The sequence below is a fragment of the Candidatus Pelagibacter sp. genome (assembly GCF_052049835.1).
In the GTDB taxonomy this organism is placed as follows: domain Bacteria; phylum Pseudomonadota; class Alphaproteobacteria; order Pelagibacterales; family Pelagibacteraceae; genus Pelagibacter.
The window spans coordinates 42,186-68,049 of record NZ_JBNGZF010000004.1 but is presented as its reverse complement, the minus strand read 5'-3'; the positions used below and the strand labels follow the sequence as shown (position 1 = coordinate 68,049).

The following is a 25,864-nucleotide window of genomic DNA, read 5'->3' as shown; positions in this document are numbered from 1 at the left end:
CATGATTATTGGTAAATACCCGAGTCTTAGACTTAGAAGGAATAGAAAAGAATCTTGGTCAAGAAGACTGATTCAAGAAAATACCTTAAGTCCAAATGACTTTATATTACCTATTTTTTTAATTGAAGGATCAAATAAACGGCAAGAGATTTCATCGATGCCAGGTGTATACAGATATACAATTAATCGATTGAGTCAAATAGTGGATAGAGCCATAAAAAAAAAGATTCCAATGGTTGCTCTTTTTCCAAAAACCCAGAATGTACATAAAGATGAATTGGGAACAGAATCACTAAATGAGAAAAATTTAGTTTGTAGAGCAATTAAAGAAATTAAAAAAAGATACAAAAATCAAATAGGTATAATGTGTGATGTAGCATTAGATCCCTACACATCTCATGGTCATGATGGTTTAATTAAATCTAACACTATTCTAAACGATGAGACTATAGAGGTACTGATTAATCAGTCATTACTTCAGGCAGAGATGGGTTGTGATGTCATTGCCCCATCAGATATGATGGATGGTAGAATAGGAAAAATAAGGAAAGCTTTAGATAAAAATAAATTTCAAAACGTTCAAATATTATCGTACGCTGCAAAATATGCCTCAAGCTTTTATGGACCTTTTAGAGATGCAGTCGGATCTAAAGGATCATTAAAAGGAGACAAAAAAACTTATCAGATGGATTATAGAAATTCTGATGAAGCTTTAAGAGAAGTTGCATTAGATATCAAAGAAGGAGCTGATATGGTAATGGTTAAACCAGGTATGCCCTACTTAGACATAATAAAATCAATAAAAGAAAAATTTAAATTGCCTGTATTTGCCTATCAAGTATCAGGAGAATACAGCTTAATTGAAACAGCTATATCAAAAAAATTAATTAGTAAAGATGCTGTATATGAAAGCTTAGTTGCTTTTAAGAGAGCTGGTGCCAATGCTATAGTAAGTTATTACGCTGATAGAATTGATAAAATAATCAAATAATTATTTTAAAGTATTTAAAAATAACAACCTACTATTGGGATAATTTAAATTATTTGGTCTTAATATGGTTTTATCCAAATAATCGCCTACCAATTTTAAACCGTTCAATAAAGTGCTGAGATCATTAACTTCTAGATCTTTTTCAATCAAAAAATTAGGTACATATTTTTTTTCATTTAAAGAACTTGCATAATATACAGTTTTGTTACCTTCTAAATCTTTTTCAACTAAATTTTCAAGCGCCAAGTCATATCCTAATATTTTAAGTAACTCCAATTCCCAAAATATATATTTTTTTATCCAATCTTTTTCTTTTAAAATTAAAAATAAATTTTGAATTATAAAATAAACTTTATCGTTAGATTGAGACTCTGCTGTTAATATTTTGATTAAGTTCATAGCAGATGTAATACAGGATAACTTTTGCTTATGATCAAAATATAATGGGGTATAGGCATTTAAAATTTCAATTTTAAAATAACCTATTCTGTTATCATTTTTAGAATTGTAATTAACATGGAGTTTGTTACCAAGCTGAAGATAATTTTTAATTTTTTTTGAAGTACCACCAAATATAATTCCAGATATTTTTCCTTTATCTTTTGTAAATAATTCAGCAATTAATGAATTTTCATTATATCTATTTTTACTTATTAAAAATCCTACGTCTGACCAATTCATTTTTTATTTGTATTTTTTAAACATTCTATAGCAGCATTTTGTTCAGCTTCTTTCTTTGATTTTCCAGTAGCTATGAAATATTTTGTATTGGGCAATTTTACTCCAACTTTGAATATAGGTTTGTGTCTTGGACCTGTATTTGAAATTAATTTATAAGTAGGTAATTTTTTAAAATTTTTTAAAGTTAGTTCCTGTAATTTTGTTTTTGCATCTATTTCTGTTACTACACTTTTTTCAATATGATCTTGCCACAAATTTAAAATTGTTTTTTCAACAATTGCATAACCTTTATCAAGATATATGGCACCAATTAATGCTTCGCAGCTATCAGATATAATTTTGTCCTCAATTTTTATTTTTTTATTGTTGGGATTATATGTTTTAACATAACTAGCTAAATTGATTTTTTTTGCTATATCCAGACATGTTTTTTTATTAACTAAGGATGCAAATTTTTTATCAAGAATACCTTCTTTTTCTCCTGGATAAATTTCTAAAAGTTTTTTTGCTATGACTAAACCAAGAACTCTATCACCCAGAAACTCTATTTTTTCATTATTTGTATTTGAGTTAAAACTTTTATGTGTAAGAGCTTGGGTAAGTAGATCTTTATTTTTGAATTTTAAATCAATTTTTTTTTCTAAACTTTGATAGTTAATTTTCATTAATTAATTTTATTAAAGATTCTATTAAATCTTATTGACTTATGCCATTTCCAAAATTCAATAAAACTTCCTATACTTTTATCTGATGAGAAAAATATAAATTGAGCTTTTCCTACTAAATTATCTTTATGTACATATCCAACACTTGTTAAGTACCTGCTATCTTTAGAACAGTCTCTGTTATCTCCTAAAAAGAAATAATGATCTTTTGGTACAGTAAACACATCAGAATTTTGATAGGTATAATTTTTTAAATAAACAGTATGAAATTTTTTACCATTTGAAAGTTTTTCTTCAAATCTATAAACATCAATACTTTTGTCGCCACAGAAAATTGTAGTTTTGTTTTTAATTTTAGACTTAAGAATTTCAGAATTATTTATATATAAATTAGAGTCTATAAATTGAATTTTATCACCAGGTAAACCAATTAGTCTTTTAATATAATCTGTTCGATTATCTGCTGGGGTTTTAAATACAATTACATCACCTCGTTCCGGACTACTAAACATAATTCTTTTGTTTAATATTGGAGGACTAAAAGGAAATGAATGTTTGCTATATCCATAGGTATATTTTGTTACAAACAACCTATCACCTACTAATAAAGTAGGCTCCATTGATGAGGATGGAATATAAAATGGTTGTAATAAAAGCGATCTAATTATAACTGCAATTATTAATGCATAAATTAAAGTTTTTATATTTTCTGAAAAAAAATTTTTATCTAATTTCATGATGTCTGAATAATTGCAAATGCAGTTGAATAATTTTTTTCATCGGAAATTGATAAAAAACATTTAAAATTTTTGATTTTAAAGTTCTTTTGTATAATTTTTGTAATTTTTTTATTTTTAACGTAATAAGGCTTTCCCATTTTGTCATTAACAACTTCTATATCTTTAAAATTTAAATTCATACGAAAACCTGTGCCAAGGGCTTTAGAAAATGCTTCTTTTGCAGCAAATCTCTTCGAAAAAAAAGCTACTTTATTGTTTACAGCATTAGAATGTTTCAATTCTTTAAATGAATAAATTCTTTTTTTAAATAAAGGATTTTTAATCGATTTTTGAATTCTTTTATTATCAACAATATCAACGCCAATACCAAGAATTTTCATTTATCTTTTTATAATTTTTTTTAAGTTTTTAATTACTTTTGAAAGTCCATCAAATATTGACTCCCCAATTATAAAATGTCCAATATTATACTCCTCAATATCTATTATTTTTGTTAAAATTTTGGTGGTTTTATAATCTAAACCATGACCAGCATGAACTTCTATATTTAAACTTGATGCTAATTTTGCACTTTTTTTAATTCTGTTTAATTCACTAGAATAATTTTTTTTTGATTTAACTAAGTTTGCTAGTTTTCCAGTATGTATTTCAATACAGTCAGCATTTAATTTTTTAGCAAGTTTAATGTCATTTGGTGAAGGGTTAATGAATAAACTTGTTCTTATCTTTGCTTTTTTAAATTTTTTAATTATTTTCTCTAACTTATTAAGATTATTTTTTATATTTAAACCTCCTTCAGTAGTAATTTCTTTTCTATTTTCTGGAACTAAACAGATAAAATTTGGTTTTATCTTAAGTGCTTTATTAACGATTTCTTCATTCATAGAAGTTTCAAGGTTTACAGGTACATTCCTTAAACCACAGATTTTTTTTGCATCAATATCATTTATATGTCTTCTATCTTCTCTTAAATGAATTGTTACAGAATCGGCTCCATAACTAATAACTTTTTTAGCTGCGTATAGTGGGTCTGGATGCCTCTCTCCACGAGCGTTTCGTAAAGTTGCGATATGATCTATATTTACACCTAACCTTTTCACTTAATAAATCTGCTTCCTGGGGTTGTTATTGGTATAGATCTAAGTTCTGGTGGTAATTTATTTGCTTTATAAGTTGGAACATCAATTTTTAAAAGAGATGTTATTCCAGTTTTTATTTTTAAAGATTGTTTAGTTGATCGATCTATAATAGATGCGAATCCAATTAATTTTGCTTTTGATTTTTTAATTAACTTTACACACTCTAAACTTGATTTTCCTGTAGTGATTACATCTTCTATAATTAATACTCTTGCACCTTTTTTAATATTAAATCCTCTTCTGAGAGTAAATTTACCATTTACTCTTTCACAAAAAATTGTTTCTTTTTTTAGCAATTTTCCAATTTCATATCCAATTATTACTCCTCCCATCGCAGGAGCTAGTATTAAATCAATTTTTTTAAATTTTTTTTTAATTTTAATTGCTAAAGATTTACAAATTTTATTAGCTAAATTAGGGAAACTTAAAAGTTTTGCGCACTGAATATATTTTGAAGAATGTAGACCTGAAGATAGAACAAAGTGACCTTCTAATAATGCATTAGTTTTTTTTAAAGTATTTAAGGATTTTTTGTGTGAAAGCATTTCTTTTTTCTTCGTGTCTAATTATCTTAAATTTTATACTCTTTTGTTTTAGCTCTGCAATAAAATTAGTAAAATTCTTAAGATTTCTAATAATTAACTTAAATTTAAAATTAATATAATTAGGATTTTTACCAACCATTTCTAAGCTCGATATATTTAATTTATGACTTCCAATGAGTGAGCTTATATCTCCTAATTGACCTGGCTTATCAGGTAATGACATCCATAAAGTAGTGTTATATTTTTTTGTTTTTTCCTCTTTTTGCTCTCCTTTGTCATGCCAATATCTTCTTATTGCTGCCCTCGCTTTACCTGTTTTAGTTGTTGGTATCCAGTGAAGTGATGGTGAATTATTTTTAGATGTTATAATATTTACTCGATCTCCATTTCTTAAAATAGTTTGTAATTCACTTTTATTTCCATTAATTTCACAAGCGACTGCTGAATTACCAATTTTAGTATGAACAGCATATGCAAAATCTATAGCTGTTGCGTCTTTAGGTAATTTTATAACTGAACCTTTTGGTGTAAAACAAAATACGTTTTCTTGAAACATTTGTAGTTTTGTATACTCATATGAATCTTCAGGGTTTTCATTTTTTTCTATAATCTCAACAAGATCTTTTAACCAATCATACTCCTTCCAACTCAAAGAATTAAATTTTTCAGAAGATTTATACTGCCAATGAGATGCAACACCTCTTTCTGCAAATTCGTGCATTTCATGTGTTCTAATTTGAATTTCTATTGGTTTTTTATTTGAACCAATTACAGAAGTATGAATAGATTTATAACCATTGATTTTTGGGGATGAAATATAATCTTTAAATTTTCCCGGTATGCAATTCCATTTTTTATGAAAAATCCCAAGAGTTTTGTAACAATCGTCTACGTTTTTTAAAATTATCCTAAATCCAATAATGTCTGTTATTTGCTCTAGGGAGACTCTTTTTTTTTGGACTTTTCTCCAAATTGAAAAAGGTGTTTTTTCTCTTCCATGAATCTCTGCATTAATATCATTATCATTCAATATTTCACTTAACTCAAAAGATTGTTGTTCAAATAAGTCTTTTCTATCCAATTTTATTTCATCAAGTCTTTTTTTTATTAATTTTCTTGCATCATTATTTAAAATTTCAAAAGATAAATCCTCAAGTTCATCTCTTATTCTATGCATTCCCATTCTATCAGCTAATGGTGCATAAATTTCCATGGTTTCTTGAGCTATCCTTTTTCTTTTCTCTTCTTTTGTAATTGCTTTAATAGTCCTCATATTATGTAGTCGATCAGCAATTTTTACTAACAGAACCCTGATGTCTTTTGATGTTGCTAAAATTAATTTTCTGAAATTCTCAACTTTAGAATTAGCTCCAGCTGAATTTTCAAATGCTGAAATTTTAGTTACACCATCTACTAAATCAGCAACCTCATCTCCAAATTCTTGTTTAATAGTTTCATACGTTGCAAAAGTATCTTCTATAGTGTCATGCAATAGGCCTGTTGTAATTGTAGCACTATCTAATTTTAATTCAGTTAATATATTTGCAACCTCAATTGGGTGAACAGAATAAGGATCACCCGAAGCTCTTTTTTGACTCTTATGTGCTTTAACAGCAAAATTATATGCTTTATCCAATTTTTCAGGATTAAGAAATTTATTATAATTCTTAACTTTATTTATAAGTTCATTTGAATTAATCATAATTGATATTATACCACTAAATCAAATTTGTTTAATAGATCTAATGTCTCTATCAGGAAGAAGAGAAATCAAGGTTTTAACATCAATTTGTTTATTAGGATGGATCCAATTCTTTTGAATTTCAAATAAAGGAAATAACACAAAATTTCGTTTATGCATCATTTTGTGAGGTAAATTAATTTTAGCATTTTTTTTAGACACTAATTTATTAAAATCGATTATGTCAATATCACATATACGAGGAGCGTTTTTTTTTGCTTTTTTTCTACCTAATTGAGTTTCTATAGATTTACATATTTTTAAAAGTTCTTTAGGATTGTAATAACATCTTAATTTTAAAATAATATTTAAGAACTTAGGTTTTCTTGCATCGGGCCAAGAGGGAGTTTCATAATAACTAGATACCGAGAGAAAATCTAAGTTATGGTTTGCTAATAAAAATTTTGCTTTTTCTATATTTCTTTTTTTTAGACCTAAATTTGAACCTATTCCTAAAAAAACAATTTTAGCTTGATTTTCTAATATATCTTGCTTTTTCACGGTTCCAATCTCTACTTTTTTTTGTTGCTCTTTTATCATATTGCTTTTTTCCTTTAGCAACAGCTAATTCTATTTTAGCCCTTCCTTTTTTAAAATACATTTTTGTTGGAACTAATGTGAAACCATCTCTTTGCATTTTACCTATTAATTTATTTATTTCTTTTTTATTAAGAAGTAATTTTCTATCATCTGTTGGATTGTGATTAGAGTAACTGGCTTGCTTGTATGGAGATATGTGTGAATTTATTAAGACAATTTCACCCCCTTTTTCAACAGCATATGACTCAGCAATATTCACCTTACCATCTCTTACTGATTTTATCTCAGATCCCTTTAAAGCAATTCCGGCTTCAAAAAGATCTTCAAAAAAATAGTTAAAACTAGCTTTTCTATTTAAACAAATGATTTTTAAACCAGGATTGGTTTTTTTGCTCATTAAATTAACTTAGCAGACTGAAGAGCTTTTTTTACAATTTCTTTTGTTGTCTCTGTTACTTTTACAAGTGGTAGTCTTACATTGTCATCACAAAGACCTAAAAGTTTTGCAGCGTATTTTACCGGACTAGGATTGCTCTCAACAAACATTGAGTGATGAATAGGTTGTAATAATTTATCTAATCTTTCTGCTTCTTTAATTTCATTATCAGTATCTGATTTTGAAAATCTTTGAAAATCTGAACAAAGCTTAGGTGCAATATTTGCTGTTACACTAATGGTACCTACCCCACCACGTTTATTAAATTCAAAAGCATTATCATCATTACCTGTTAATTGAATAAAATCTTTTCCCATTTTTTTAAGTGTCTGATTAACTCTATCTAAATCACCTGTTGCATCTTTTACACCAACTATATTTTTTAATTCATACAATCTAGCCATTGTGTCGACTGACATATCAATAACAGATCTACCAGGAATATTATAAATTATAATTGGAATCCCACACTTGTCATTAATTGCTTTATAATGTTGATACAGGCCCTCTTGAGTTGGTTTATTGTAATAAGGTGTAACTATCAAAGCACCGTTAGCACCTGCTTTTTCTGCGTGTGTGGTTAAAGAAATCGCTTCTTCTGTTGAGTTTGACCCAGTTCCAGCAATAACTGGAATTTTTCCATTACTTTCTTTTATACATAAATCTATTACTCTTTCATGTTCATTATGACTTAACGTAGGAGATTCACCTGTTGTACCAGCTGGAACAAGTCCATTAGTACCATTATCGATGTGGAAATGGATTAATTTTATATACGCTTCCTCATCTAGACCATTATTTTTAAATGGTGTAATTAAAGCAACATTTGATCCTTTAAACATAAATACTTATAACATAGTTTAAAGATTCATATACTAAAAGATTATGCTCAAAAAAATATTATTTTTAGGTTTCACTGTATCAATATTAATATTTTCAAATAATCTTTTTGCTGAAATCAATTCAATTGTACCCTTAAAAAAACCTGTTTTAAGTAAAGAAGAAATTCAAAAGAAAATATCTATAAATATTCTTAAGCCTTTAAAAAAGCCCTCAAAAACCAAAGAAATTAAAATCGAAGAAGTGATAGTTAAAAAAGATTTGGTTTTAAAAGAAAAAAAATTAAGTTTTAAAATACCGAAGAAAAAGCCAACCGTAGCTGGCATTAGCTCAGCAATGAATATAAAAATTTCAAAGTATTATAGTAAAAGAGACTTCGGGTTAGCTAAAAAAGCCATTTCAGAAATGCAGAAAAGTAAATGGTCATCTGCACTAAAAATAGCAAAAAAAGCAAAAGACAAGTCAATTTACAATTTTATACAATGGAGACATCTTTTAACCTCTGGTAACCAGGCTTCTTTTTACGAATATCAAGTTTTTTTAAATAAAAATTCAGATTATCCTAGAATAAACAGAATTAGATATTTAGCTGAACACAAACTATCAACGGAAAGTGTTTCACCAAAAAAAATATTAAATTGGTTTGGAGAAAAAGATCCATTAAGTGGATATGGAAAAATGATACTTGGAGAGAGTCGCATCTTAATTGGAGAAAAGAAAGCAGGTATTAAACTGATTAAAGAAGGTTGGATAACAGCAGATTTATCTAAAAATGAATTAAAATATTTTAGAAAAAAATATAAAAAATATTTGAATGCAGATGATTATATTAAACGAGCTGATTATTTGGCTTGGAACGGTGATCGTTGGGATTTGCAAAGATTAATAAGATATCTGCCAAAAGATTATGAACTTTTATATAACGCAAGATACCTTTTAATGAGTAAGGGCTATGGAGTTGACCAGGCTATAGCAAATGTTCCACAAAAATTTAAGAATGATGCAGGATTAAATTATGATCGGTTGAAATGGAGAAGAAAAAAAGGACGTGTAGACTCTTCAACTGAAATCTTATTGAAGATAAGAAATGACAAGGAGTATTTAGTTAGACCAGATAAATGGTGGAAAGAAAGAGAAATTATAGCAAGGGCATTGCTTTATAAAAAAAAATATGAAATTTCATATAAAATTTCAAGCAATCATGGAATGACTCAAGGGTCTGAATATGCAGCTGCTGAATGGATGAGTGGATGGATAGCATTGAGTTTTTTAAACGATCCTTTGACAGCTAAAGATCATTTTAAAAACTTTTATGAAAATGTTAGTTATCCAATAAGTCTATCAAGAGGTGCATATTGGCTTGGAAGAGCATATGAAAAAATGGGCGAGAGAGAGCAATCAAAAAATTGGTACGGAGAAGCTACAAAATATCTTACTACTTACTATGGTCAGCTAGCTTTTTTAAAATTAAATCCAAATGGAAAATTCGAGTTAGAAAAAGATATGGAAATAGATCCAAAATACAGAATTCAATTTTTTAATAAAGAGCTTGTAAAAATTTCTTATCTTCTAGATGAATTAAAGAAAGATAAATATACAAAACATATTTTAAGACATTTAGCTAATGATAATATAGCAAAAGGTAGTGAAGTTTTGGCTGCAGAATTAGCTACAAGTATAAATAGATATGACTTTGCTATTCAGGTTTCAAAAATTGCGTCTTATCAAAAAAGATTTCATAATAAATACAATTACCCAATAATTAGTACTCCTAAATATATTAATAAAAGAAAAATTCCAGAAAGTGCTTTGATCTTATCTATAATTAGACAAGAAAGTGAATTTGATTTGGAAGCTAATAGTCATGCTGGTGCAAAAGGATTAATGCAATTGATGCCATACACAGCAAAATTAGTTTCAAAACAAGCCAAACTTCCATATTCAAAATCAAGATTAACCACTGATCCAGAATATAATATTAATTTAGGCTCTCATTATATTGCAGGTTTAATTCTACAATATGATGGTGCCTACCCTTTTGCAGTCGCTGCTTATAATGCTGGACCCAACAGAGTTAAATATTGGAAAAAAATAAATAAAGATCCACAAAAAAAACAAGTTGATTTTGTTGATTGGGTTGAATTAATAAAATTTAGAGAAACAAGAAATTACGTACAGCGTGTAATGGAAAATTATAATGTCTATAGATATATTTTGGAACAACGGCCAGTACCTATGAAAAACTTTTTTAAAGATCAGCCTCTATTTTAGTGGCGGAAGAGGAGGGATTCGAACCCTCGGTACAAGTTTCCTCGCACGGTCATTTAGCAAACGACTGGTTTCAGCCTCTCACCCACTCTTCCGTATGACATTGTGTATTAAGCGATTGTATTGAAAATTCAATATATATAAAGTAATTATTCAATTATTATGAGAAATAAGTACTCAGTATTTTCGTTAATCAAAAATGCTCTTTCATATCATGAAAATTGGCAAAGAGCATGGAAAGACCCTTCTCCTAAAAAAGAATACGATGCTGTTATTGTTGGAGGTGGTGGCCATGGATTGGCTACAGCATACTATTTAGCAAAAAAACACAATATGAATAATATTGCTGTAGTCGAGAAAGGTTGGATTGGTGGAGGAAATACTGGAAGGAATACAACAATTATTAGATCAAATTATTTATGGGACGCTAGTGCAGGATTATATGATCATGCATTAAAAATTTGGGAAGGTTTATCTCAAGAACTAAACTATAATGTAATGTTTAGTCAAAGAGGTGTAATGAACCTTGCACATAATTTACAAGATGTTAGAGATTTAAAAAGACGAACACACGCAAATAGACTAAATGGAATTGATGCAGTCTACTTAAGCACTGAAGAAGTTAAAAAATTTTGTCCAATCATAAATACATCGCCAGATATTAGATACCCTGTTTTAGGAGGAACTTTACAACGGAGAGCTGGTACTGCGAGACACGATGCAGTTGCTTGGGGATATGCTAGAGGAGCTGATGCAATGGGTGTTGATATTATTCAAAATTGTGAAGTTAAAGGAATAAAAAGAAATGGAGATAGTGTTGAAGGAATAGAAACAACAAAAGGATTTATAAAAACTAAGAAAGTTGGTGTAGTTGCAGCTGGTCATTCAAGTGTAATAGCTAATATGGCCGGTCTAAGACTTCCACTTGAAAGTAAACCTTTACAGGCTTTAGTTTCTGAACCTGTAAAACCAATTATTGATACAGTTGTAATGTCTAATGCAGTGCATGCTTATGTCAGTCAATCTGACAAAGGAGAATTGGTCATTGGTGCTGGAACAGATGATTATGTTTCTTATACTCAAAAAGGTAGTCATCAAATAGTTGAAGGAACACTAAATGCTATTTTAGAATTATATCCAATTTTCAGTAGAATGAGAATGTTAAGACAATGGGGAGGAATAGTAGATATTTGTCCTGACGCTAGTCCAATTTTAAGTAAAACTTCAATTAAAGGATTATACTTTAATTGTGGTTGGGGTACTGGAGGATTTAAAGCAACTCCTGGATCTGGAGATTTGTTTGCACATACTATCGCAAATGATGAACCACACAAACTTAATGCTGCATTTAATTTAAATAGATTTGTAAGCGGAGACCTTGTTGATGAACATGGGGCTGCAGCGGTTGCTCATTAATGTTTTTAATAAACTGTCCATACTGTGGAGAACGAGATCAGCAAGAATTTAAGGCTGGCGGTGAAGCTCATATCGAGAGACCTAAGCAACCAACAGAATTAAGTGATGATGAGTGGGCAGAATATTTATTTATGAGAAAAAATATTAAAGGTGTTCAATTTGAAAGATGGAACCATGCACATGGTTGTCGTAAATGGTTTAATATGGTTAGGGATACTTCTAACGATGAAATAAAAGCAATTTATAAAATGGGTGAAAAACCACCTGCTCAATAAAATGACTAAAAACTTAAGAGTAAAATCCAGCGAGTATATTGATGAAACTAATAGAATTTCCTTTAAATTTAATGGCAAAACTTACCATGGATTTAAAGGCGATACTTTAGCATCGGCATTACTTGCAAATGATGTCCATTTAGTTGGAAGAAGTTTTAAATATCATAGGCCAAGAGGAATTATGACATGTGGTTCTGAAGAACCAAATGCTATAGTTCAAATAAACCCTGGTACCAATAGAACGGAACCCAATGTTAGAGCAACTGAAGTGGAAATTTATGAGGGTTTGGAGGCATCAAGTCAAAATTGTTGGCCAAGTGTTGAGTTTGATATTGGTGGAATAAACAATTTTCTCTCCCCTTTTTTTCCAGCAGGTTTTTATTATAAAACATTTATGTGGCCTGCTAGTTTCTGGGAGAAATATGAATTTTTCATACGACACTCAGCTGGTTTAGGGAAATCACCAACATCAATTGACCCTGACATTTATGACCACCGAAATGTTCACTGCGATGTATTAGTTGTAGGCGCTGGTATATCGGGAATACTGGCAGCAAAAAATGCAGCTAAAAATAATTTTAAAACGTTGTTAGTTGATGAAAAAAATGAAATTGGTGGATCAACTATTTATGAAAATAACGAATTTAACAAAATTGATAATAAAACCCCTTCAGAGTGGATAAAAAAAGAAATAGAGGAGCTTAAAGTTATTAAAAATCTTGAGATAAAAACTAGAACAAGTGTGGCTGCTTATCATCAATACAATTATCTTTTGGCTAGAGAAAACCTAACTGATCATTTAGAGACTAAAGATAAAACAAATAAAATCAGACAAAGACTTCTTAAAATTAGAGCTAAGAAAGTTATTTTAGCTACAGGTGCATTGGAAAGACCTTTAATATTTAATAATAATGATAGACCAGGAATAATACTTTCATCTGCTGTAAAGAAATACAGTGAATTTTATGGTGTTGCATGTGGTAGTAAAAATGTATTTTTTACTAATAATGATAGTGCCTACGAAAGTGCTTTATCATTATATAACAAAGGTATCAATGTTGAAGCAATCATTGATATTAGAGAGCAATCCGAAAGTAAAATTGTAAAAAAAGTAGAAGAAGCAGGTATTAAAATTTATTGGTCACATACAATTGTTGATACAGGTGGATACAAAAGATTAAATAATATTTCAATCATGAAGCTGTCTAATGATGGAACATCAGTCACTGGAAGTAAAATTTCTATTTCGTGTGATTGCTTAGGAGTTGCTGGTGGTTGGACGCCTGCTGTTCATTTATATACACAATCAGGTAGTAAACTTAAGTTTGATGAGGAAAAACAGATTTTCTTACCAAATCAGAATACATCAGAACAAATAAGCGTAGGATCTTGTGGTGGAGATTTTAAAATTGATGAAATCATTAAAAATTTAAATAAGAAACTTAAAGATACTCTAAATATAAAAGAAACGGATTTAGATAATATTAAAGTTGAGATTGATGAGGAAAATTCAAATAGAAATATTTGGTTACTACCTTCCGATAAACCTTTGGGCAAAACTAAACCATTTGTAGATTATCAAAACGATGCAACGGCTAAAGATATCAAATTGGCATTAAGAGAAGGTTTTAGATCTATCGAACATGTTAAGAGGTACACAACAACTGGAATGGGAACTGATCAAGGTAAACTAGGAAATATGCATGCCTTAGGCATAATTGCAGATACTGCCGGTGTTAAAATGGGAGAATTAGGAACTACTACATTTAGACCTCCTTACACACCATTAACATTTGGAACTATTGTAGGTAGAAATGTAGGAAAGTTTTTTGATATTTTTAGAAGAACACCAATGAATGATTGGCATGTTGAAAATAAAGCTGAATTTGAAAATGTCGGTCAATGGAAGAGAGCATGGTACTACCCTATTAACGGAGAAACTATGCATCAAGCGGTACAAAGAGAAAGTAAAGCTGCTAGAGAAAGTGCCGGTATATTAGATGCCTCTACTCTTGGTAAAATTGACATTCAAGGAAGTGATGCTTCTGAATTTTTAAACAGAGTTTATACAAATGCTTGGTCAAAATTAGCTATAGGAAAATGTAGATACGGCCTAATGTTAAATGAAGATGGTATGGTTTATGATGATGGAGTTACCACTAGATTAGGTGAAAATCATTACATCATGACCACTACAACTGGTGGTGCAGCGAATGTTTTAGGAAAACTTGAAGATTATCTTCAAACAGAATGGCCTGAGCTTGATGTTTACTTAACCTCTGTAACAGATCATTATGCTACAGCCAGTTTGTGCGGACCTAATAGTAAAAAAATTCTTAAAAAAATAATTCCTGATTTAGATTTATCAGATGAAAATTTTCCTCATATGTCTTTTAAAGAAGCAAAAATTGGAAATATTCAATGCAGAATAATGAGAATTAGTTTTACTGGAGAACTTAGCTTCGAAATAAATGTTCAAGCAAGTTATGGAAAAGATTTATGGGAAAAATGTATAGAGGCAGGTAAAGAGTTTAACATTACTCCTTATGGAACTGAGACAATGCACTTATTAAGAGCAGAAAAAGGTTTTATTATTGTTGGTCAAGATACAGATGGAACAATGACTCCTTTCGATCTTCAAATGGATTGGATAGTAAGCAAGAAGAAATACGATTTCATAGGAAAAAGATCTCTTTATAGATCTGATACAATGAGAGAAGATAGAAAACAATTAGTAGGTTTATTAACTGATGATGCAAATATTGTTTTAGAAGAAGGAGCACAAATAGTTTCTGAGGTAAATCAAAGTCCAGTAGAAATGCTTGGACATGTAACTTCAAGTTATTTCAGTCCAAACCTAAAGAAATCAATAGCACTTGCAGTAGTTAGAGGTGGAAAAGATATGATGGGAAAAAAACTTTTTGTGCCGATGGAAAATAAAAATATTAATGTTACTGTTGCAAGTCCAGTCTTTTATGACGAGAAAAATGAGAGGTTAAATGCTTAACTATAATTCAGTTATTAAAAATGAAATTAAGCAAGAAAGTATTTCTGTAAAGGAAATCTCTCCAGTAATAAAAATTAATTTGAGAGGTAAAAAAAGAGAATTTTTAACAAATGTTGGTAAAAATCTTAATATGATCTTGCCTACAGAATCGAACACTTCAACAATGAGTGATAAATTAACAGCAATATGGCTTAGTCCAGACGAATGGATGATAATCTCAAATGAGCTGGCAAGTAAAGACACTAATAAATCCGATCTATATGAAATGTTATTTAATAGTATTTCAAAAACAAATTTAGGTGCTGTTATAGATGTAACAGATCAATTTGTTCAATTAGAACTTAAAGGTGAAAATGTCTATGAAATCTTTTCTGCAGGATCTCCCTTTAATTTTAATGAATTTAAAGAAAAAAAAGGATCAACAACTCAGACTGTTTTAAATCATGTAGATGTAATTCTGCACCATAAAGATGAAAATATTTTAAATCTGTTTGTTAGAAGATCTTTTGCTGAACATCTTTGTTCTTGGATTGAAGACTGTGGTTCAAGATTATAAACTTATTTTTTTCTTCTAAAGTCCCATGGCATTTCAAATTTACCTTGCCAAAGGCCTTTTTTTTCATTTTTAGCATTAATTTCGTTTGATATATATTTTTTTGAGTATTTTCTATAAGCTACTGCATAACCGTTTGAAACTAGCCAAGAATTCAAATTTAAATTTCTTTTATAACATTCTCCAATAAATCTTTTGTATCTATCTACATCCAAAATTTTACAAGTTATTACTTTGTTATTTATTTTTTTTTGTAATTTTTGTGTTGAAATTTTTCCACATGGATAATCTTTAGTAAAAGTAAAAAAAATTGTTGTTAGATATGGTTTTTTACACATTTGCTTGAATTCAGGTGCATCAATTCCGTATAATCTTATCTTTTTTGAATTTATTTTTATTGTATCACCATCAATAATTTGAGCATTTCCAGAAATTTCTTTAATCTCTTCAGACCTAACATCGTTATATGTGAGAATAAAAAAAATCGAACAAATTATAATTAAAATTATCGCTTTTCTTTTTGTAAAAAACATATTTAAAAAATATTAAATATTAGCTAGTTTATATTTAATATAATATTTGACATAAAAAAGTAACATCAATGATATCAACCATTGAAAGATAGCCCAAATATAAAAAAAAGTTTTAAAATCTGCATTTAAATACTTTGCGATGTAAAAGGATAAAACTGGTACTATAACATTTCTGGCAATATTATTAACCATGGCTTTTTCAGATTTTTTTAAAGCCATAAAGAATCCATTTGATAAGAAAAATATTGGATAAGCAGGTAAAATAAATGCTGAAATCTTAAGGTACATCGAGCCATGCATAATTACCTCTGGATTTGAAGAAAAGAATTTAGGTACAATGTCAGCACTTATAAAAATAACTACACCTGCGATTAACATTATAATTAAACCGTATTTTATTGAAGTAAAATAGGACTGCTCCACTCTATCGTAATATTTTGCACCAATATTTTGCGCTATTATAGAAATTATTGCTGTATTAATTCCTAATATTGGTAACAAAACTACTTGCTCAATTCTTGTGGCAGATCCATACCCTGCTACAGCATATTCACCAAATAACCCAACATATGTAAAAACAATTGTTGCAGCAATAGAATACCCTAATATAGCAATTGTAATTGGCATTGATTGAAAAAAAATATTTTTTAAGAAAAAAAATTTAGCTTTGAAGTGGTCTAAAGTTATTTGTTTAATTCTTTGATTATTTAATATTTTTATCAAAATAACCAACAAAGATACAAATTGAGCAATTAAAGTTGCTATCCCAATACCAGTTATTCCTAATGGTGGTATAAATAAAAAACCAAATATAAAAATTGGATTTAAAATAATGTTTAAGAAAAAAGAAAATATTAAAACATTTCTGTAAGTTTTAGTATCTCCTTCTGCATGTAAGAATGAATTTAATGCTACTACTACAATAAATAATATCGTACCTAAAAAAATTACATTTATATATTCGAGTCCAAGAATTGTTACTTCTTGAGAGGAATTCATTAATAAGAATATCTTTTCACCAAAAGTAAATCCTAAAATAGATACAACTATCGAGATTATAATCGAATAAATGATTACATTTCCAAAATAACTTAAAACATTTTTTTCGTTTTTTTCTCCGATACTACTACCAATCAATGATGTTCCTGCTACGGTAACTCCAATGGATGTCGCAATAATCAAAAAATATATCGGAAAAGACTTGCTCAAAGCAGATAAGGCTTCTGGCGATATTTTTCCTGCATAAAAAGTATCTACGATTGTATAAAGTGTTTGGAATAAGGTTCCTACACTTGCTGGTACAGCAAGTTTTCTTACTAACAACGAAACTTCATCTTTTAATAAATTCATTATTTTAAGATTTGTTAATACTCTTTTTGGAAGATATGTCTTTTTCCTGCTTCTTTAGCAAGATTAATTTGTTTTTGTCTCATCCTAAATCTTGATTTTTGATGATCTGTTAGATTGTCGTGACAATTTGGACATGAAACACCTTCTTCATATTTTTTTGATTTTTTATCCTTACGAGATACAGGCTTCCTACAACCACTGCAAATTGAATAAGAACCAACTTTTAGACCGTGTTTTAAACTAATCCTGTTATCAAAAACAAAGCATTCACCTTTCCATAAACTTTTTTTCTTATTTGTTTTTTTAAGATAATTTAAAATTCCACCATTTAACTGATAAATGTTATTAAACCCTTTATTCTCCAAATATACAGATGCCTTTTCACAACGAATTCCACCAGTACAAAACATAGCTATAGGTTGATTTTTTTTTAATTTTTTTAGATATTTTGGAAAATCTCTAAAGTTATCAACATTAGGATTTATTGCTCCCTTAAATGTTCCAACATCATGTTCAAATGGTTTTCTCACATCTATAAGAACAGTATCATTTTCTTTAATCAGCTTATTCCATTTAATTGGATCTACATGGCTATCCTTTTTCTTTATTCTTTTGTTTAAAATTAAATTCATAGGAACAACCTCGTTTTTGATTTTCACTTTAGGTTTATGAAATGGTTGGAATGAGTTTTTAGACTTATTGCTGCTGTTAAATTCTTTAAATTTAAAAACTCTTTTTAAATTGTTAATTGTGAATTTAATGTCTGTAGCTTTACCAGAAATAGTTCCATTTACACCTTCTTTGGAAATAATTATAGTACCTCTAATGTTTTTCTTTTTTAAAGTTTCTAATAAAACTTTTTGATTTTTCTTTAGATAAGAAATTTTGACAAATTTATAAAAACCAACTACTTCAAACATTATAATTTTCTACAAACAGTCATACCATCACCAAGAGGAATTATTAACTTTTCAACCCTTGTATCCTTTGAAATATGACTATTAAACTCTTTAATATTTTTAGTAAATTTATCATTATTGTTTTCATTCACAACTTCTCCATACCATAAAACATTATCAATGATTATTAGACCATTTTTGTTCAATAATTGTAAAGAACGTTCATAGTATTCAATATAATTCATTTTATCAGCATCAATAAAAACTAAATCAAACTTTTCATTTTTAATTTCATCTAAACTTTCTAAAGCAGGTTTAATTAATGTTTTTATTTTATGATCTTGATTAGCTTTTTTAAAAAAATCTATTGCAACTTTATTAGTTTCTTCATTTTTATCTAAAGCAATTATTTTGCCGTCATCTGATAATGCCAAAGCCATAGATAACGTACTTAATCCTGTAAATGTACCTATCTCTAAAATTTTTTTGATATTTGAAATTTTTATAATTAAATGCAGAAATTGACTTTGTGAAACTGAGATTTGCATTCTTTTGATATCACCAAGAGAAGTGTTGTAATCAATTATTTCTTTTTGGACTGGATGTAAATTAAATCCATGACTTAAAATATACTCTTGGAGTTCTTTAGTTATATTTAGGTCTGAACCCATAAATTCTAAAGTTTTTTCTTTAAAATCTCATTAACTAATTGAGGATTTGCTTTTCCACCAGAAACTTTCATTACTTGACCTACAAAGAAACCGAATAATTTAACTTTACCTGATTTATATTCGGTGGCTTTGTCTCTGTTATCATCAATAACCTTATCAATCAGCGCCTCAAGTGCTTTTGGATCACTCTCTTGTTTTAAACCTTTTTCTTCAACAATTTTCTGAGGATCTTTGTCGCCTTCCATCATTTGTTCGAAAACTGTTTTTGCAATTTTTCCAGAAATTGTTCCGTCTTTAATTAAATTAATTAATTTTGATAAGTTGCCTGCGCTTATAGGGCTTTCAGTTATCTCTAAATTTTTTTCATTTAACGCTGCAAATAATTCACCAATTATCCAATTTGTTGCAAGTTTTACATCAGACTTCTTAATTACATTTTCAAAGTAATTTGATGTTTCAATATCAGAAACTAAAATGTTTGCTTCGTAAGGAGATAACTTGAATTTTTCTATAAATCTTTTTTTCTTTTCATCTGGTAGCTCTGGAATTTCTGATTTTAAGTTTTCAATAAAATCATCTGAAACTTCTAATGGCAATAAGTCTGGATCTGGAAAATATCTATAATCGTGAGCATCTTCTTTTGATCTCATTGATCTAGTTTCATTCTTTTTAGTATCAAAAAGTCTTGTTTCTTGATCAATCGTTTGACCATCCTCAATTAAATCAACTTGTCTATTAGCTTCATATTCAATTGCCATCTGCATGAATTTTATTGAGTTAACATTTTTAATCTCACATCGGGTCCCAAACTCTTTTGAACCTTTTTTTCTAACAGATACATTTACATCGGCTCTTAAAGATCCTTCCTGCATGTTTCCATCACAGGTTCCTAAATATCTCATTATAGATCTTAATTTTTTAATATATGCATTTACTTCATCTGGGGATCTTAAGTCAGGTTTACTAACAATCTCCATTAAGGCCACACCTGATCTATTTAAATCTACAAAAGTATTTTTAGGATCTAGATCATGAATGCTTTTACCTGCATCTTGCTCCAAATGTAATCTTTCTATACCTACTTCTTTTTGACCATCTGGCATATCAAGTATTATCTTGCCCTCACCTACAATTGGATCTTTGAATTGTGAGATTTGATACCCTTGAGGTAAATCTGCATAAAAATAATTTTTTCTATCAAAGACAGATCTCTTATTGATTTTAGCTTTTAAACCAATTCCTGTTTTGATAGCTTGTTTTACGCAATACTCGTTTATTACCGGCAACATTCCTGGAAATGCTGCATCAACTAAACTTACTTGGGTATTTGGCTCAGCTCCAAATTTGGTCGCTGATGTTGAGAATAATTTTGACTCCGATGTAACTTGTGCATGAACTTCTAAACCAATAACAACTTCATATTGATTATCATGTCTATTAATTAGATATTCAGATTTGTTCTTACTCACTTAATCCACCAATCAGTAATATTGTTTTTAAAATTAATTTTTTCTTCCATAGCATATGCAATGTTTAAAATATTTTGTTCATCAAAAGCTTTACCTATTATCTGTAATCCTAATGGATATCCTTTAGCATCATGGCCTGCAGGTATAGAAATTCCGGGTAAACCTGCTAAATTTACAGGAACAGTAAAAATATCATTTAAATACATTGAAACCGGATCATTTGTTTTTTCACCAATTTTAAAAGCTGAACTTGGAGTGGATGGGGTTAGAATTGCATCAACTTTTTTATAAGCATCATCAAAATCATTTTTAATAAGTTTTCTTACCTTTTGTGCTTTAAGATAATAAGCATCATAATATCCTGAAGATAAAACATAAGTTCCAATCATTATTCTTCTTTGAACCTCGGCACCAAATCCTTCAGATCTAGTTTTTTCATACATATCAATAAGATTTTCTCCTTCAGCTCTAAATCCGTATTTAACACCGTCGTATCTAGCCAAATTAGATGAGGCCTCTGCTGGTGCTACGATGTAATAAGTTGGTAGTGCATAATTAGTATGAGGTAGAGATATATCGATAATCTCAGCACCACAATCTTTTGCGTATTCAATACCTTTTTTCCATAGGTCTTCAATTTCTTTAGGCATGCCATCTACTCTATATTCTTTGGGTATTCCTATTTTTTTTCCTTTGATATCTTTTGTTAATTCTTTGCTGTACTCGTTTCTTTTAAAATCTATTGAAGTAGAATCTTTTTCATCATAAGTGCTAATAATTTCCTGTAACAATGCACAATCTCTAACATTTTGTGCCATTGGACCGGCTTGGTCTAGGGATGATGCAAATGCTACAATTCCATATCTAGAGCAACTACCATAAGTAGGTTTTAATCCGACAGTTCCAGTAAATGAAGCAGGTTGTCTTATAGACCCACCTGTATCTGTTCCAATAGTTATTGGTGTTAATTGAGCTGCTACAGCAGAAGACGATCCACCAGAGGATCCTCCTGGAACTAAATTTTTATCAATTGGGTTTTGTACATTACCAAAAAAACTAGTTTCATTAGATGAACCCATTGCAAATTCATCACAATTTAATTTACCCATTAGGATAGCTCCCTCATTCCAAATGTTTTGTGTGACTGTTGACTCGTAAGTTGGAACAAAATTATTTAAAATCTTACTACCTGCCGTAGTTCTTAAATCTTTTGTACAAAATAAATCTTTTACTGCCATTGGAATGCCAGGCAATTTAAGATCAAGATTAGGTTTTTCATCAAACTTTTTTGCTTTATTTAAAGCATTTGCATAATCTTCAGTTATATATGCATTTAATTCTTTTGATTTTTCTGATCTTTCAACAAATGCTTTTGTAACCTCACTTGAGGAAAGTTTTTTACTTTTTATATCATCTACTAACTCAGATAATGATTGTTTAGTTATATCTGACATTATTCAATTACCTTTGGTACTACAAAATAATCTTCATTTTCCTTAGGAGAATTTTTTATCACTTGATCTCTCAAGTTTTTACTTTTTACTTCATCTGATCTAAGTTTTAGAGTTGTTTCAGCAATAGAAGTTAATGGTTCAACATTGTCAGTTTTTAATTCGTTAAGTTTTTCAATAAAATCAAAAATTGAATTTAAATCCCCTGCAAGTTTCTCTGCTTTTTTCTCATCTACAGAAATTCTTGATAGTTTAGATATGTGTTTTATTGTTTTAAGATCGATGCTCATATGGTATTTAAATATGTCGCAAACTATCACTTAAGTTTAAAATATACAATATGATCACTATTGAAGAATTCAAAAAAAAACAGTCTGAAACCTCAAGATTGATTGGTTTAGATCTTGGTTCAAAAAGAATCGGTATATCAATTTGTGATGAAAAACAGTCAATAGCCACACCTTTTAAAACGATCAATAAAACCAATAATAATAATCTAATCAACGAATTAAAAAAAATAATAGAGGAAAACAATATTAAAGGAATTGTCATTGGATATCCGATCAACATGGATGGTTCATTAGGTCCCTCTGCTCAATCAGTAAGTGATGTATCTAAAAATTTAGACCAAAATATTGATGTAGATGTTTGCTTATGGGATGAAAGACTTTCAACTGTTGGCGCATTTAATCTATCCAGTCAGCTTGATGTTAATGTTTCTAAGCGTGAAAAAAACATAGATCAAAATGCAGCTGCATTTATTCTTCAAGGAGCTATAGATTATTTAAATAATTAATCCTTGCCATTTAGGGGCTTTATAGCTATAGAGTTAATTTTAATGGCAATTAAAACCAATAAAGCTATTAAAATCTCGCAAAAACATCTGTTAGGTATCCAAGATTTATCAGTTAATGATATTAACTATATCCTGGATGTGTCAGAAGGTTTCATAAAATTAAATCAGAGTAAAAATAAAAAAATTGATGTGTTAAGAGGTAAAACACAAATAAATTTATTCTTTGAGCCATCAACTAGAACTCAAAGCTCATTTGAACTTGCTGGAAAAAGACTTGGTGCGGATGTTATGTCAATGAATATGGGTAACTCTGCCATTAAGAAAGGTGAAACTTTGATTGATACTGCAATGACCTTAAATGCAATGCATCCTGATATAATTGTGATCAGACATCAAGACTCTGGTGCATGTAATCTATTATCTCAAAAAGTTAATTGTGTAGTATTAAATGCTGGTGATGGTAGACGCGAACACCCTACCCAAGCATTATTAGATGCATTAACAATTAGAAATAGAAAAAAAAAAATTCAAGGATTAAAAATAGCAATATGTGGGGACATACTTCATTCAAGAGTAGCTAGATCAAATATTTATCTTCTCACAATGTTAGGAGCTGAGGTTAATATAGTTGCTCCATCTAACCTGATTCCAAAAGAAATTGAAAAATTTGGTGTAAATACTTTTACTGATATGAAAAAAGGCCTCAAAGATTGTGATATTGTTATGATGCTTAGATTACAAAATGAAAGGATGACCAGTTCATATCTTTCATCGAACAGAGAGTACTACGAATATTATGGATTAACACCAGATAAACTTGATCATGCAAAATCTGATGCTTTAATTATGCATCCTGGTCCAATGAATAGAGGAATTGAAATTGATACAAGATTAGCTGATGACATAAACAAGAGTGTAATTAAAGAACAAGTTGAATTAGGTGTTGCTGTAAGAATGGCATGTTTAAAAATATTTTGTGAATAAATGAAAAAACAATACTTTATAAATGCAAACATTATAGATCCTCATAATTCCATAAACGAAAATGGTGGATTAATAATTGGAGAGGACGGAAAGATAGAAGCAATAGGAAAAAAGGTAAATACAAACAATTTACCAATTAGAGAAAAACCTACTGACTTAAAAGGTAAATATATATTTCCTGGTATAGTGGATATGAGAGTTTTTGTAGGCGAGCCAGGATATGAATATAAAGAAAATTTTAGGACTTTAAGTAATGCAGCATTATCTGGAGGAGTAACATCCGTCGTAACCATGCCTAATACAGATCCAATTATAGATAATGTATCAATTGTAGATTTTTTAAAAAGAAGAGGACGTGATAAGTCTAAAATAAATATCTTTCCTTGCGCTTCATTAACTCAAAACACTGACGGCACCAATATGACTGAATTTGGGTTACTAGCTAAAAAAGGAATTATTGCTTTTACTGACGGAGTAAAAACAATTCAAAATACTAGACTTATGTCTAGAATTATGAATTCAGCTAAAGATTTGGGATGTCTTATAATGCAACATGCTGAAGATTACGATTTAGCTAAAAATGGCATGATTAATTCTGGTATTATTGCAACAAAACTAGGCTTATCAAGCATACCAGATATTGCTGAAAGAATTATAATTGAAAGAGATCTTACTCTCTTAGAAAAAACTAAATGTCGATATCATATATCTCAACTATCAGTAGGAAAATCTGTGGATATAATTAAAGAACGTAAACAAAACATTAAATTTACTTGCGGTGTATCAATAAACAATCTTTCATTAAATGAAAATGATATTGGAGATTTTAGAACATTTTTAAAATTATCACCTCCACTGAGAAGAGAAGAAGATCGAGAAGCTTTAGTTCAAGGATTAAAAGATAAAACTATTGATGTAATTGTTTCTGACCATAAACCTGAAGATGAAGAATCTAAAAGATTAACTTTTGCACAAGCTGCAACTGGTGCATCTGGTATTGAAACATTGTTATCCTTAAGTTTAGAATTATTTCATAATGGATCTGTAAAACTTGAAACTATAATTCAAGCTTTAACCTCTAACCCAGCAAAAATATTAAATATAAATAAAGGAAACCTGTCTATTGGTAATGATGCGGATTTTTGTATAGTAGATATCAATAAACCATGGATTGTAAAAAAAGAAAATTTAATCTCGAAATCTAAAAATACTTCAATTGAAGATAAGAAACTTCAAGGAAAAGTAACCAATACATTTGTAAAAGGTATAGAATTATTTAAAATATAAAAATGGAACTTTTTATAATAGGTATAATCTCATACCTAATGGGATCAATTCCTTTTGGATTAATTTTAACTAAAGTATTTTTAAAAAAAGATATTAGAGAAATCGGTTCTGGTAATATTGGCGCAACAAATGCTTTAAGAACTGGTAACAAGTTAATTGGTTATTCAACACTAATACTTGATGTGTTAAAGGCAGTAATACCTGTTTTATACATTAAAAATAATTTTCCTGATGCAGTATATATATCAGCTTTATGCGCTTTTATAGGTCATGTGTTTCCAGTATGGTTAAAATTTAAAGGCGGAAAAGGTGTAGCGACATATGTTGGGATACTTTTTTCTTTAAATATTATTTTTGGCTTAGTGTTTGGTATTTGCTGGTTAATAATCTTTTTTGTGTCTAAATATTCATCTTTAGCTTCCTTAATTGGATCACTTTCCATACCTGTTTATATTTTTATAATAGAGGGATCAGAAAATGTATTTTTTTACGTGATAATGTTTATTTTAATATTTTTTACCCACAGGGAAAATATTAAACGCTTGAAAAATAAAGAAGAAACTAAGACAAAAATTTATTAATTTGAC

The 25,864-nt window shown here is 29.1% G+C and carries 27 protein-coding genes and 1 tRNA gene; 10 read left to right on the top strand and 18 right to left on the bottom strand.

Annotation, left to right across the window (positions count from 1 at the left end; genetic code table 11):
* Position 1 precedes the first annotated feature (1 nt).
* A complete protein-coding gene (gene hemB / locus ACTT9R_RS04095; RefSeq protein WP_440926767.1) occupies positions 2-991 on the top strand; it encodes a porphobilinogen synthase in 990 nt (329 codons plus the stop codon).
* Here hemB and recO read toward each other — a convergent pair whose 3' ends face one another.
* From recO to dapA, 10 genes are read right to left on the bottom strand one after another with little or no spacing between them, the layout of a single operon-like run.
* Positions 992-1,672 carry a DNA repair protein RecO gene (recO, locus tag ACTT9R_RS04090; RefSeq protein ID WP_440926766.1) on the bottom strand — a complete coding sequence of 227 codons (681 nt, stop codon included), beginning with the start codon at positions 1,670-1,672 and terminating at the stop codon, positions 992-994. It abuts the gene before it with no gap.
* Entirely contained in the window at positions 1,669-2,337 is a 669-nt protein-coding gene (gene rnc, locus ACTT9R_RS04085; protein ID WP_440926765.1) for a ribonuclease III, read from the bottom strand. Before rnc ends, recO begins: the two co-directional genes overlap by 4 nt.
* Positions 2,337-3,074, bottom strand: coding sequence for a signal peptidase I (gene lepB / locus ACTT9R_RS04080; protein ID WP_440926764.1), 738 nt, complete (start codon positions 3,072-3,074; stop codon positions 2,337-2,339). Before lepB ends, rnc begins: the two co-directional genes overlap by 1 nt.
* Positions 3,071-3,457, bottom strand: coding sequence for a holo-ACP synthase (acpS, locus tag ACTT9R_RS04075; protein ID WP_440926763.1), 387 nt, complete (start codon positions 3,455-3,457; stop codon positions 3,071-3,073). Before acpS ends, lepB begins: the two co-directional genes overlap by 4 nt.
* Positions 3,458-4,177 carry a pyridoxine 5'-phosphate synthase gene (locus tag ACTT9R_RS04070; protein WP_440926762.1) on the bottom strand — a complete coding sequence of 240 codons (720 nt, stop codon included), beginning with the start codon at positions 4,175-4,177 and terminating at the stop codon, positions 3,458-3,460.
* The gene (gene pyrE / locus ACTT9R_RS04065; protein ID WP_440926761.1) at positions 4,174-4,761 is read right to left on the bottom strand and encodes an orotate phosphoribosyltransferase; all 588 of its coding nucleotides are present in this window, start codon (positions 4,759-4,761) and stop codon (positions 4,174-4,176) included. The genes ACTT9R_RS04070 and pyrE overlap by 4 nt, the downstream gene beginning before the upstream one ends.
* The gene (locus tag ACTT9R_RS04060; protein ID WP_440926760.1) at positions 4,718-6,463 is read right to left on the bottom strand and encodes a RelA/SpoT family protein; all 1,746 of its coding nucleotides are present in this window, start codon (positions 6,461-6,463) and stop codon (positions 4,718-4,720) included. Before ACTT9R_RS04060 ends, pyrE begins: the two co-directional genes overlap by 44 nt.
* 21 nt (positions 6,464-6,484) lie before the next feature.
* Entirely contained in the window at positions 6,485-7,042 is a 558-nt protein-coding gene (folK, locus tag ACTT9R_RS04055) for a 2-amino-4-hydroxy-6-hydroxymethyldihydropteridine diphosphokinase (protein ID WP_440926759.1), read from the bottom strand.
* Positions 6,969-7,439 carry an SsrA-binding protein SmpB gene (gene smpB / locus ACTT9R_RS04050; protein ID WP_440926758.1) on the bottom strand — a complete coding sequence of 157 codons (471 nt, stop codon included), beginning with the start codon at positions 7,437-7,439 and terminating at the stop codon, positions 6,969-6,971. The genes folK and smpB overlap by 74 nt, the downstream gene beginning before the upstream one ends.
* Positions 7,439-8,320: a 4-hydroxy-tetrahydrodipicolinate synthase gene (gene dapA / locus ACTT9R_RS04045; protein WP_440926757.1), complete on the bottom strand. Its 882-nt coding sequence runs from the start codon at positions 8,318-8,320 to the stop codon at positions 7,439-7,441. The genes smpB and dapA overlap by 1 nt, the downstream gene beginning before the upstream one ends.
* Before the next feature lie 43 nt (positions 8,321-8,363).
* Between dapA and ACTT9R_RS04040 the strand changes: the two genes are divergently transcribed.
* On the top strand, positions 8,364-10,589 hold the full coding sequence (locus tag ACTT9R_RS04040; protein ID WP_440926756.1) for a lytic transglycosylase domain-containing protein: 2,226 nt from the start codon (positions 8,364-8,366) through the stop codon (positions 10,587-10,589).
* Here ACTT9R_RS04040 and ACTT9R_RS04035 read toward each other — a convergent pair.
* Positions 10,590-10,681, bottom strand: a tRNA-Ser gene (locus tag ACTT9R_RS04035).
* A 67-nt stretch (positions 10,682-10,748) separates the two neighbouring features.
* On the opposite strand from ACTT9R_RS04035, the gene ACTT9R_RS04030 reads away from it, so the two are divergent.
* Genes ACTT9R_RS04030 through ACTT9R_RS04015 form a run of 4 tightly spaced genes read left to right on the top strand, consistent with a single transcriptional unit; the run spans position 10,749 to position 15,840 of the window.
* Entirely contained in the window at positions 10,749-12,002 is a 1,254-nt protein-coding gene (locus tag ACTT9R_RS04030) for a sarcosine oxidase subunit beta family protein (protein WP_440926755.1), read from the top strand.
* Positions 12,002-12,277 (top strand): sarcosine oxidase subunit delta, encoded by a 276-nt coding sequence (locus tag ACTT9R_RS04025; protein WP_145597818.1) that lies wholly within the window; start codon positions 12,002-12,004, stop codon positions 12,275-12,277. The genes ACTT9R_RS04030 and ACTT9R_RS04025 overlap by 1 nt, the downstream gene beginning before the upstream one ends.
* 1 nt (position 12,278) lies before the next feature.
* Positions 12,279-15,284, top strand: coding sequence for a sarcosine oxidase subunit alpha family protein (locus ACTT9R_RS04020; protein WP_440926754.1), 3,006 nt, complete (start codon positions 12,279-12,281; stop codon positions 15,282-15,284).
* On the top strand, positions 15,277-15,840 hold the full coding sequence (locus ACTT9R_RS04015; protein WP_440926753.1) for a sarcosine oxidase subunit gamma: 564 nt from the start codon (positions 15,277-15,279) through the stop codon (positions 15,838-15,840). The genes ACTT9R_RS04020 and ACTT9R_RS04015 overlap by 8 nt, the downstream gene beginning before the upstream one ends.
* A gap of 2 nt (positions 15,841-15,842) precedes the next feature.
* Here the strand turns inward: ACTT9R_RS04015 and ACTT9R_RS04010 are convergent, their stop codons facing one another.
* From ACTT9R_RS04010 to gatC, 7 genes are read right to left on the bottom strand one after another with little or no spacing between them, the layout of a single operon-like run.
* Entirely contained in the window at positions 15,843-16,370 is a 528-nt protein-coding gene (locus ACTT9R_RS04010) for a thermonuclease family protein (RefSeq protein WP_440926752.1), read from the bottom strand.
* A 12-nt stretch (positions 16,371-16,382) separates the two neighbouring features.
* Complete coding sequence (locus tag ACTT9R_RS04005; RefSeq protein ID WP_440926751.1) at positions 16,383-17,720, bottom strand: MATE family efflux transporter; 1,338 nt, start codon at positions 17,718-17,720, stop codon at positions 16,383-16,385.
* Between the two features lie 14 nt (positions 17,721-17,734).
* On the bottom strand, positions 17,735-18,640 hold the full coding sequence (gene trhO / locus ACTT9R_RS04000; RefSeq protein WP_440926750.1) for an oxygen-dependent tRNA uridine(34) hydroxylase TrhO: 906 nt from the start codon (positions 18,638-18,640) through the stop codon (positions 17,735-17,737).
* Positions 18,640-19,290: an O-methyltransferase gene (locus ACTT9R_RS03995; protein ID WP_440926749.1), complete on the bottom strand. Its 651-nt coding sequence runs from the start codon at positions 19,288-19,290 to the stop codon at positions 18,640-18,642. Before ACTT9R_RS03995 ends, trhO begins: the two co-directional genes overlap by 1 nt.
* A 5-nt stretch (positions 19,291-19,295) precedes the next feature.
* Positions 19,296-20,759, bottom strand: coding sequence for an Asp-tRNA(Asn)/Glu-tRNA(Gln) amidotransferase subunit GatB (gene gatB / locus ACTT9R_RS03990; protein WP_440926748.1), 1,464 nt, complete (start codon positions 20,757-20,759; stop codon positions 19,296-19,298).
* Positions 20,756-22,213: an Asp-tRNA(Asn)/Glu-tRNA(Gln) amidotransferase subunit GatA gene (gene gatA, locus ACTT9R_RS03985; RefSeq protein ID WP_440926747.1), complete on the bottom strand. Its 1,458-nt coding sequence runs from the start codon at positions 22,211-22,213 to the stop codon at positions 20,756-20,758. The genes gatB and gatA overlap by 4 nt, the downstream gene beginning before the upstream one ends.
* The gene (gene gatC / locus ACTT9R_RS03980; RefSeq protein ID WP_440926746.1) at positions 22,213-22,500 is read right to left on the bottom strand and encodes an Asp-tRNA(Asn)/Glu-tRNA(Gln) amidotransferase subunit GatC; all 288 of its coding nucleotides are present in this window, start codon (positions 22,498-22,500) and stop codon (positions 22,213-22,215) included. Before gatC ends, gatA begins: the two co-directional genes overlap by 1 nt.
* 50 nt (positions 22,501-22,550) lie before the next feature.
* On the opposite strand from gatC, the gene ruvX reads away from it, so the two are divergent.
* From ruvX to plsY, 4 genes are read left to right on the top strand one after another with little or no spacing between them, the layout of a single operon-like run.
* A complete protein-coding gene (gene ruvX / locus ACTT9R_RS03975; protein WP_440926745.1) occupies positions 22,551-23,006 on the top strand; it encodes a Holliday junction resolvase RuvX in 456 nt (151 codons plus the stop codon).
* Positions 23,007-23,048: 42 nt separating this feature from the next.
* On the top strand, positions 23,049-23,990 hold the full coding sequence (locus ACTT9R_RS03970; protein WP_440926744.1) for an aspartate carbamoyltransferase catalytic subunit: 942 nt from the start codon (positions 23,049-23,051) through the stop codon (positions 23,988-23,990).
* Positions 23,991-25,277 carry a dihydroorotase gene (gene pyrC / locus ACTT9R_RS03965; protein ID WP_440926743.1) on the top strand — a complete coding sequence of 429 codons (1,287 nt, stop codon included), beginning with the start codon at positions 23,991-23,993 and terminating at the stop codon, positions 25,275-25,277.
* 2 nt (positions 25,278-25,279) lie between these two features.
* Positions 25,280-25,858 (top strand): glycerol-3-phosphate 1-O-acyltransferase PlsY, encoded by a 579-nt coding sequence (gene plsY, locus ACTT9R_RS03960; protein ID WP_440926742.1) that lies wholly within the window; start codon positions 25,280-25,282, stop codon positions 25,856-25,858.
* The last annotated feature ends 6 nt before the right edge of the window (positions 25,859-25,864 follow it).

Coding starts and splice junctions, on each gene's coding strand:
- ACTT9R_RS04005 (WP_440926751.1), bottom strand. CDS start 17,720: ATGAATTTATTAAAAGATGAAGTTTCGTTGTTAGTAAGAAAACTTGCT.
- ACTT9R_RS04030 (WP_440926755.1), top strand. CDS start 10,749: ATGAGAAATAAGTACTCAGTATTTTCGTTAATCAAAAATGCTCTTTCA.
- ACTT9R_RS04040 (WP_440926756.1), top strand. CDS start 8,364: ATGCTCAAAAAAATATTATTTTTAGGTTTCACTGTATCAATATTAATA.
- gatA (WP_440926747.1), bottom strand. CDS start 22,213: ATGTCAGATATAACTAAACAATCATTATCTGAGTTAGTAGATGATATA.
- ACTT9R_RS04020 (WP_440926754.1), top strand. CDS start 12,279: ATGACTAAAAACTTAAGAGTAAAATCCAGCGAGTATATTGATGAAACT.
- smpB (WP_440926758.1), bottom strand. CDS start 7,439: ATGAGCAAAAAAACCAATCCTGGTTTAAAAATCATTTGTTTAAATAGA.
- folK (WP_440926759.1), bottom strand. CDS start 7,042: ATGATAAAAGAGCAACAAAAAAAAGTAGAGATTGGAACCGTGAAAAAG.
- hemB (WP_440926767.1), top strand. CDS start 2: ATGATTATTGGTAAATACCCGAGTCTTAGACTTAGAAGGAATAGAAAA.
- rnc (WP_440926765.1), bottom strand. CDS start 2,337: ATGAAAATTAACTATCAAAGTTTAGAAAAAAAAATTGATTTAAAATTC.
- ACTT9R_RS04010 (WP_440926752.1), bottom strand. CDS start 16,370: ATGTTTTTTACAAAAAGAAAAGCGATAATTTTAATTATAATTTGTTCG.
- acpS (WP_440926763.1), bottom strand. CDS start 3,457: ATGAAAATTCTTGGTATTGGCGTTGATATTGTTGATAATAAAAGAATT.
- ACTT9R_RS03995 (WP_440926749.1), bottom strand. CDS start 19,290: ATGGGTTCAGACCTAAATATAACTAAAGAACTCCAAGAGTATATTTTA.
- ruvX (WP_440926745.1), top strand. CDS start 22,551: ATGATCACTATTGAAGAATTCAAAAAAAAACAGTCTGAAACCTCAAGA.
- lepB (WP_440926764.1), bottom strand. CDS start 3,074: ATGAAATTAGATAAAAATTTTTTTTCAGAAAATATAAAAACTTTAATT.
- trhO (WP_440926750.1), bottom strand. CDS start 18,640: ATGTTTGAAGTAGTTGGTTTTTATAAATTTGTCAAAATTTCTTATCTA.
- recO (WP_440926766.1), bottom strand. CDS start 1,672: ATGAATTGGTCAGACGTAGGATTTTTAATAAGTAAAAATAGATATAAT.
- dapA (WP_440926757.1), bottom strand. CDS start 8,320: ATGTTTAAAGGATCAAATGTTGCTTTAATTACACCATTTAAAAATAAT.
- ACTT9R_RS04025 (WP_145597818.1), top strand. CDS start 12,002: ATGTTTTTAATAAACTGTCCATACTGTGGAGAACGAGATCAGCAAGAA.
- plsY (WP_440926742.1), top strand. CDS start 25,280: ATGGAACTTTTTATAATAGGTATAATCTCATACCTAATGGGATCAATT.
- ACTT9R_RS03970 (WP_440926744.1), top strand. CDS start 23,049: ATGGCAATTAAAACCAATAAAGCTATTAAAATCTCGCAAAAACATCTG.
- pyrE (WP_440926761.1), bottom strand. CDS start 4,761: ATGCTTTCACACAAAAAATCCTTAAATACTTTAAAAAAAACTAATGCA.
- gatC (WP_440926746.1), bottom strand. CDS start 22,500: ATGAGCATCGATCTTAAAACAATAAAACACATATCTAAACTATCAAGA.
- ACTT9R_RS04060 (WP_440926760.1), bottom strand. CDS start 6,463: ATGATTAATTCAAATGAACTTATAAATAAAGTTAAGAATTATAATAAA.
- ACTT9R_RS04015 (WP_440926753.1), top strand. CDS start 15,277: ATGCTTAACTATAATTCAGTTATTAAAAATGAAATTAAGCAAGAAAGT.
- pyrC (WP_440926743.1), top strand. CDS start 23,991: ATGAAAAAACAATACTTTATAAATGCAAACATTATAGATCCTCATAAT.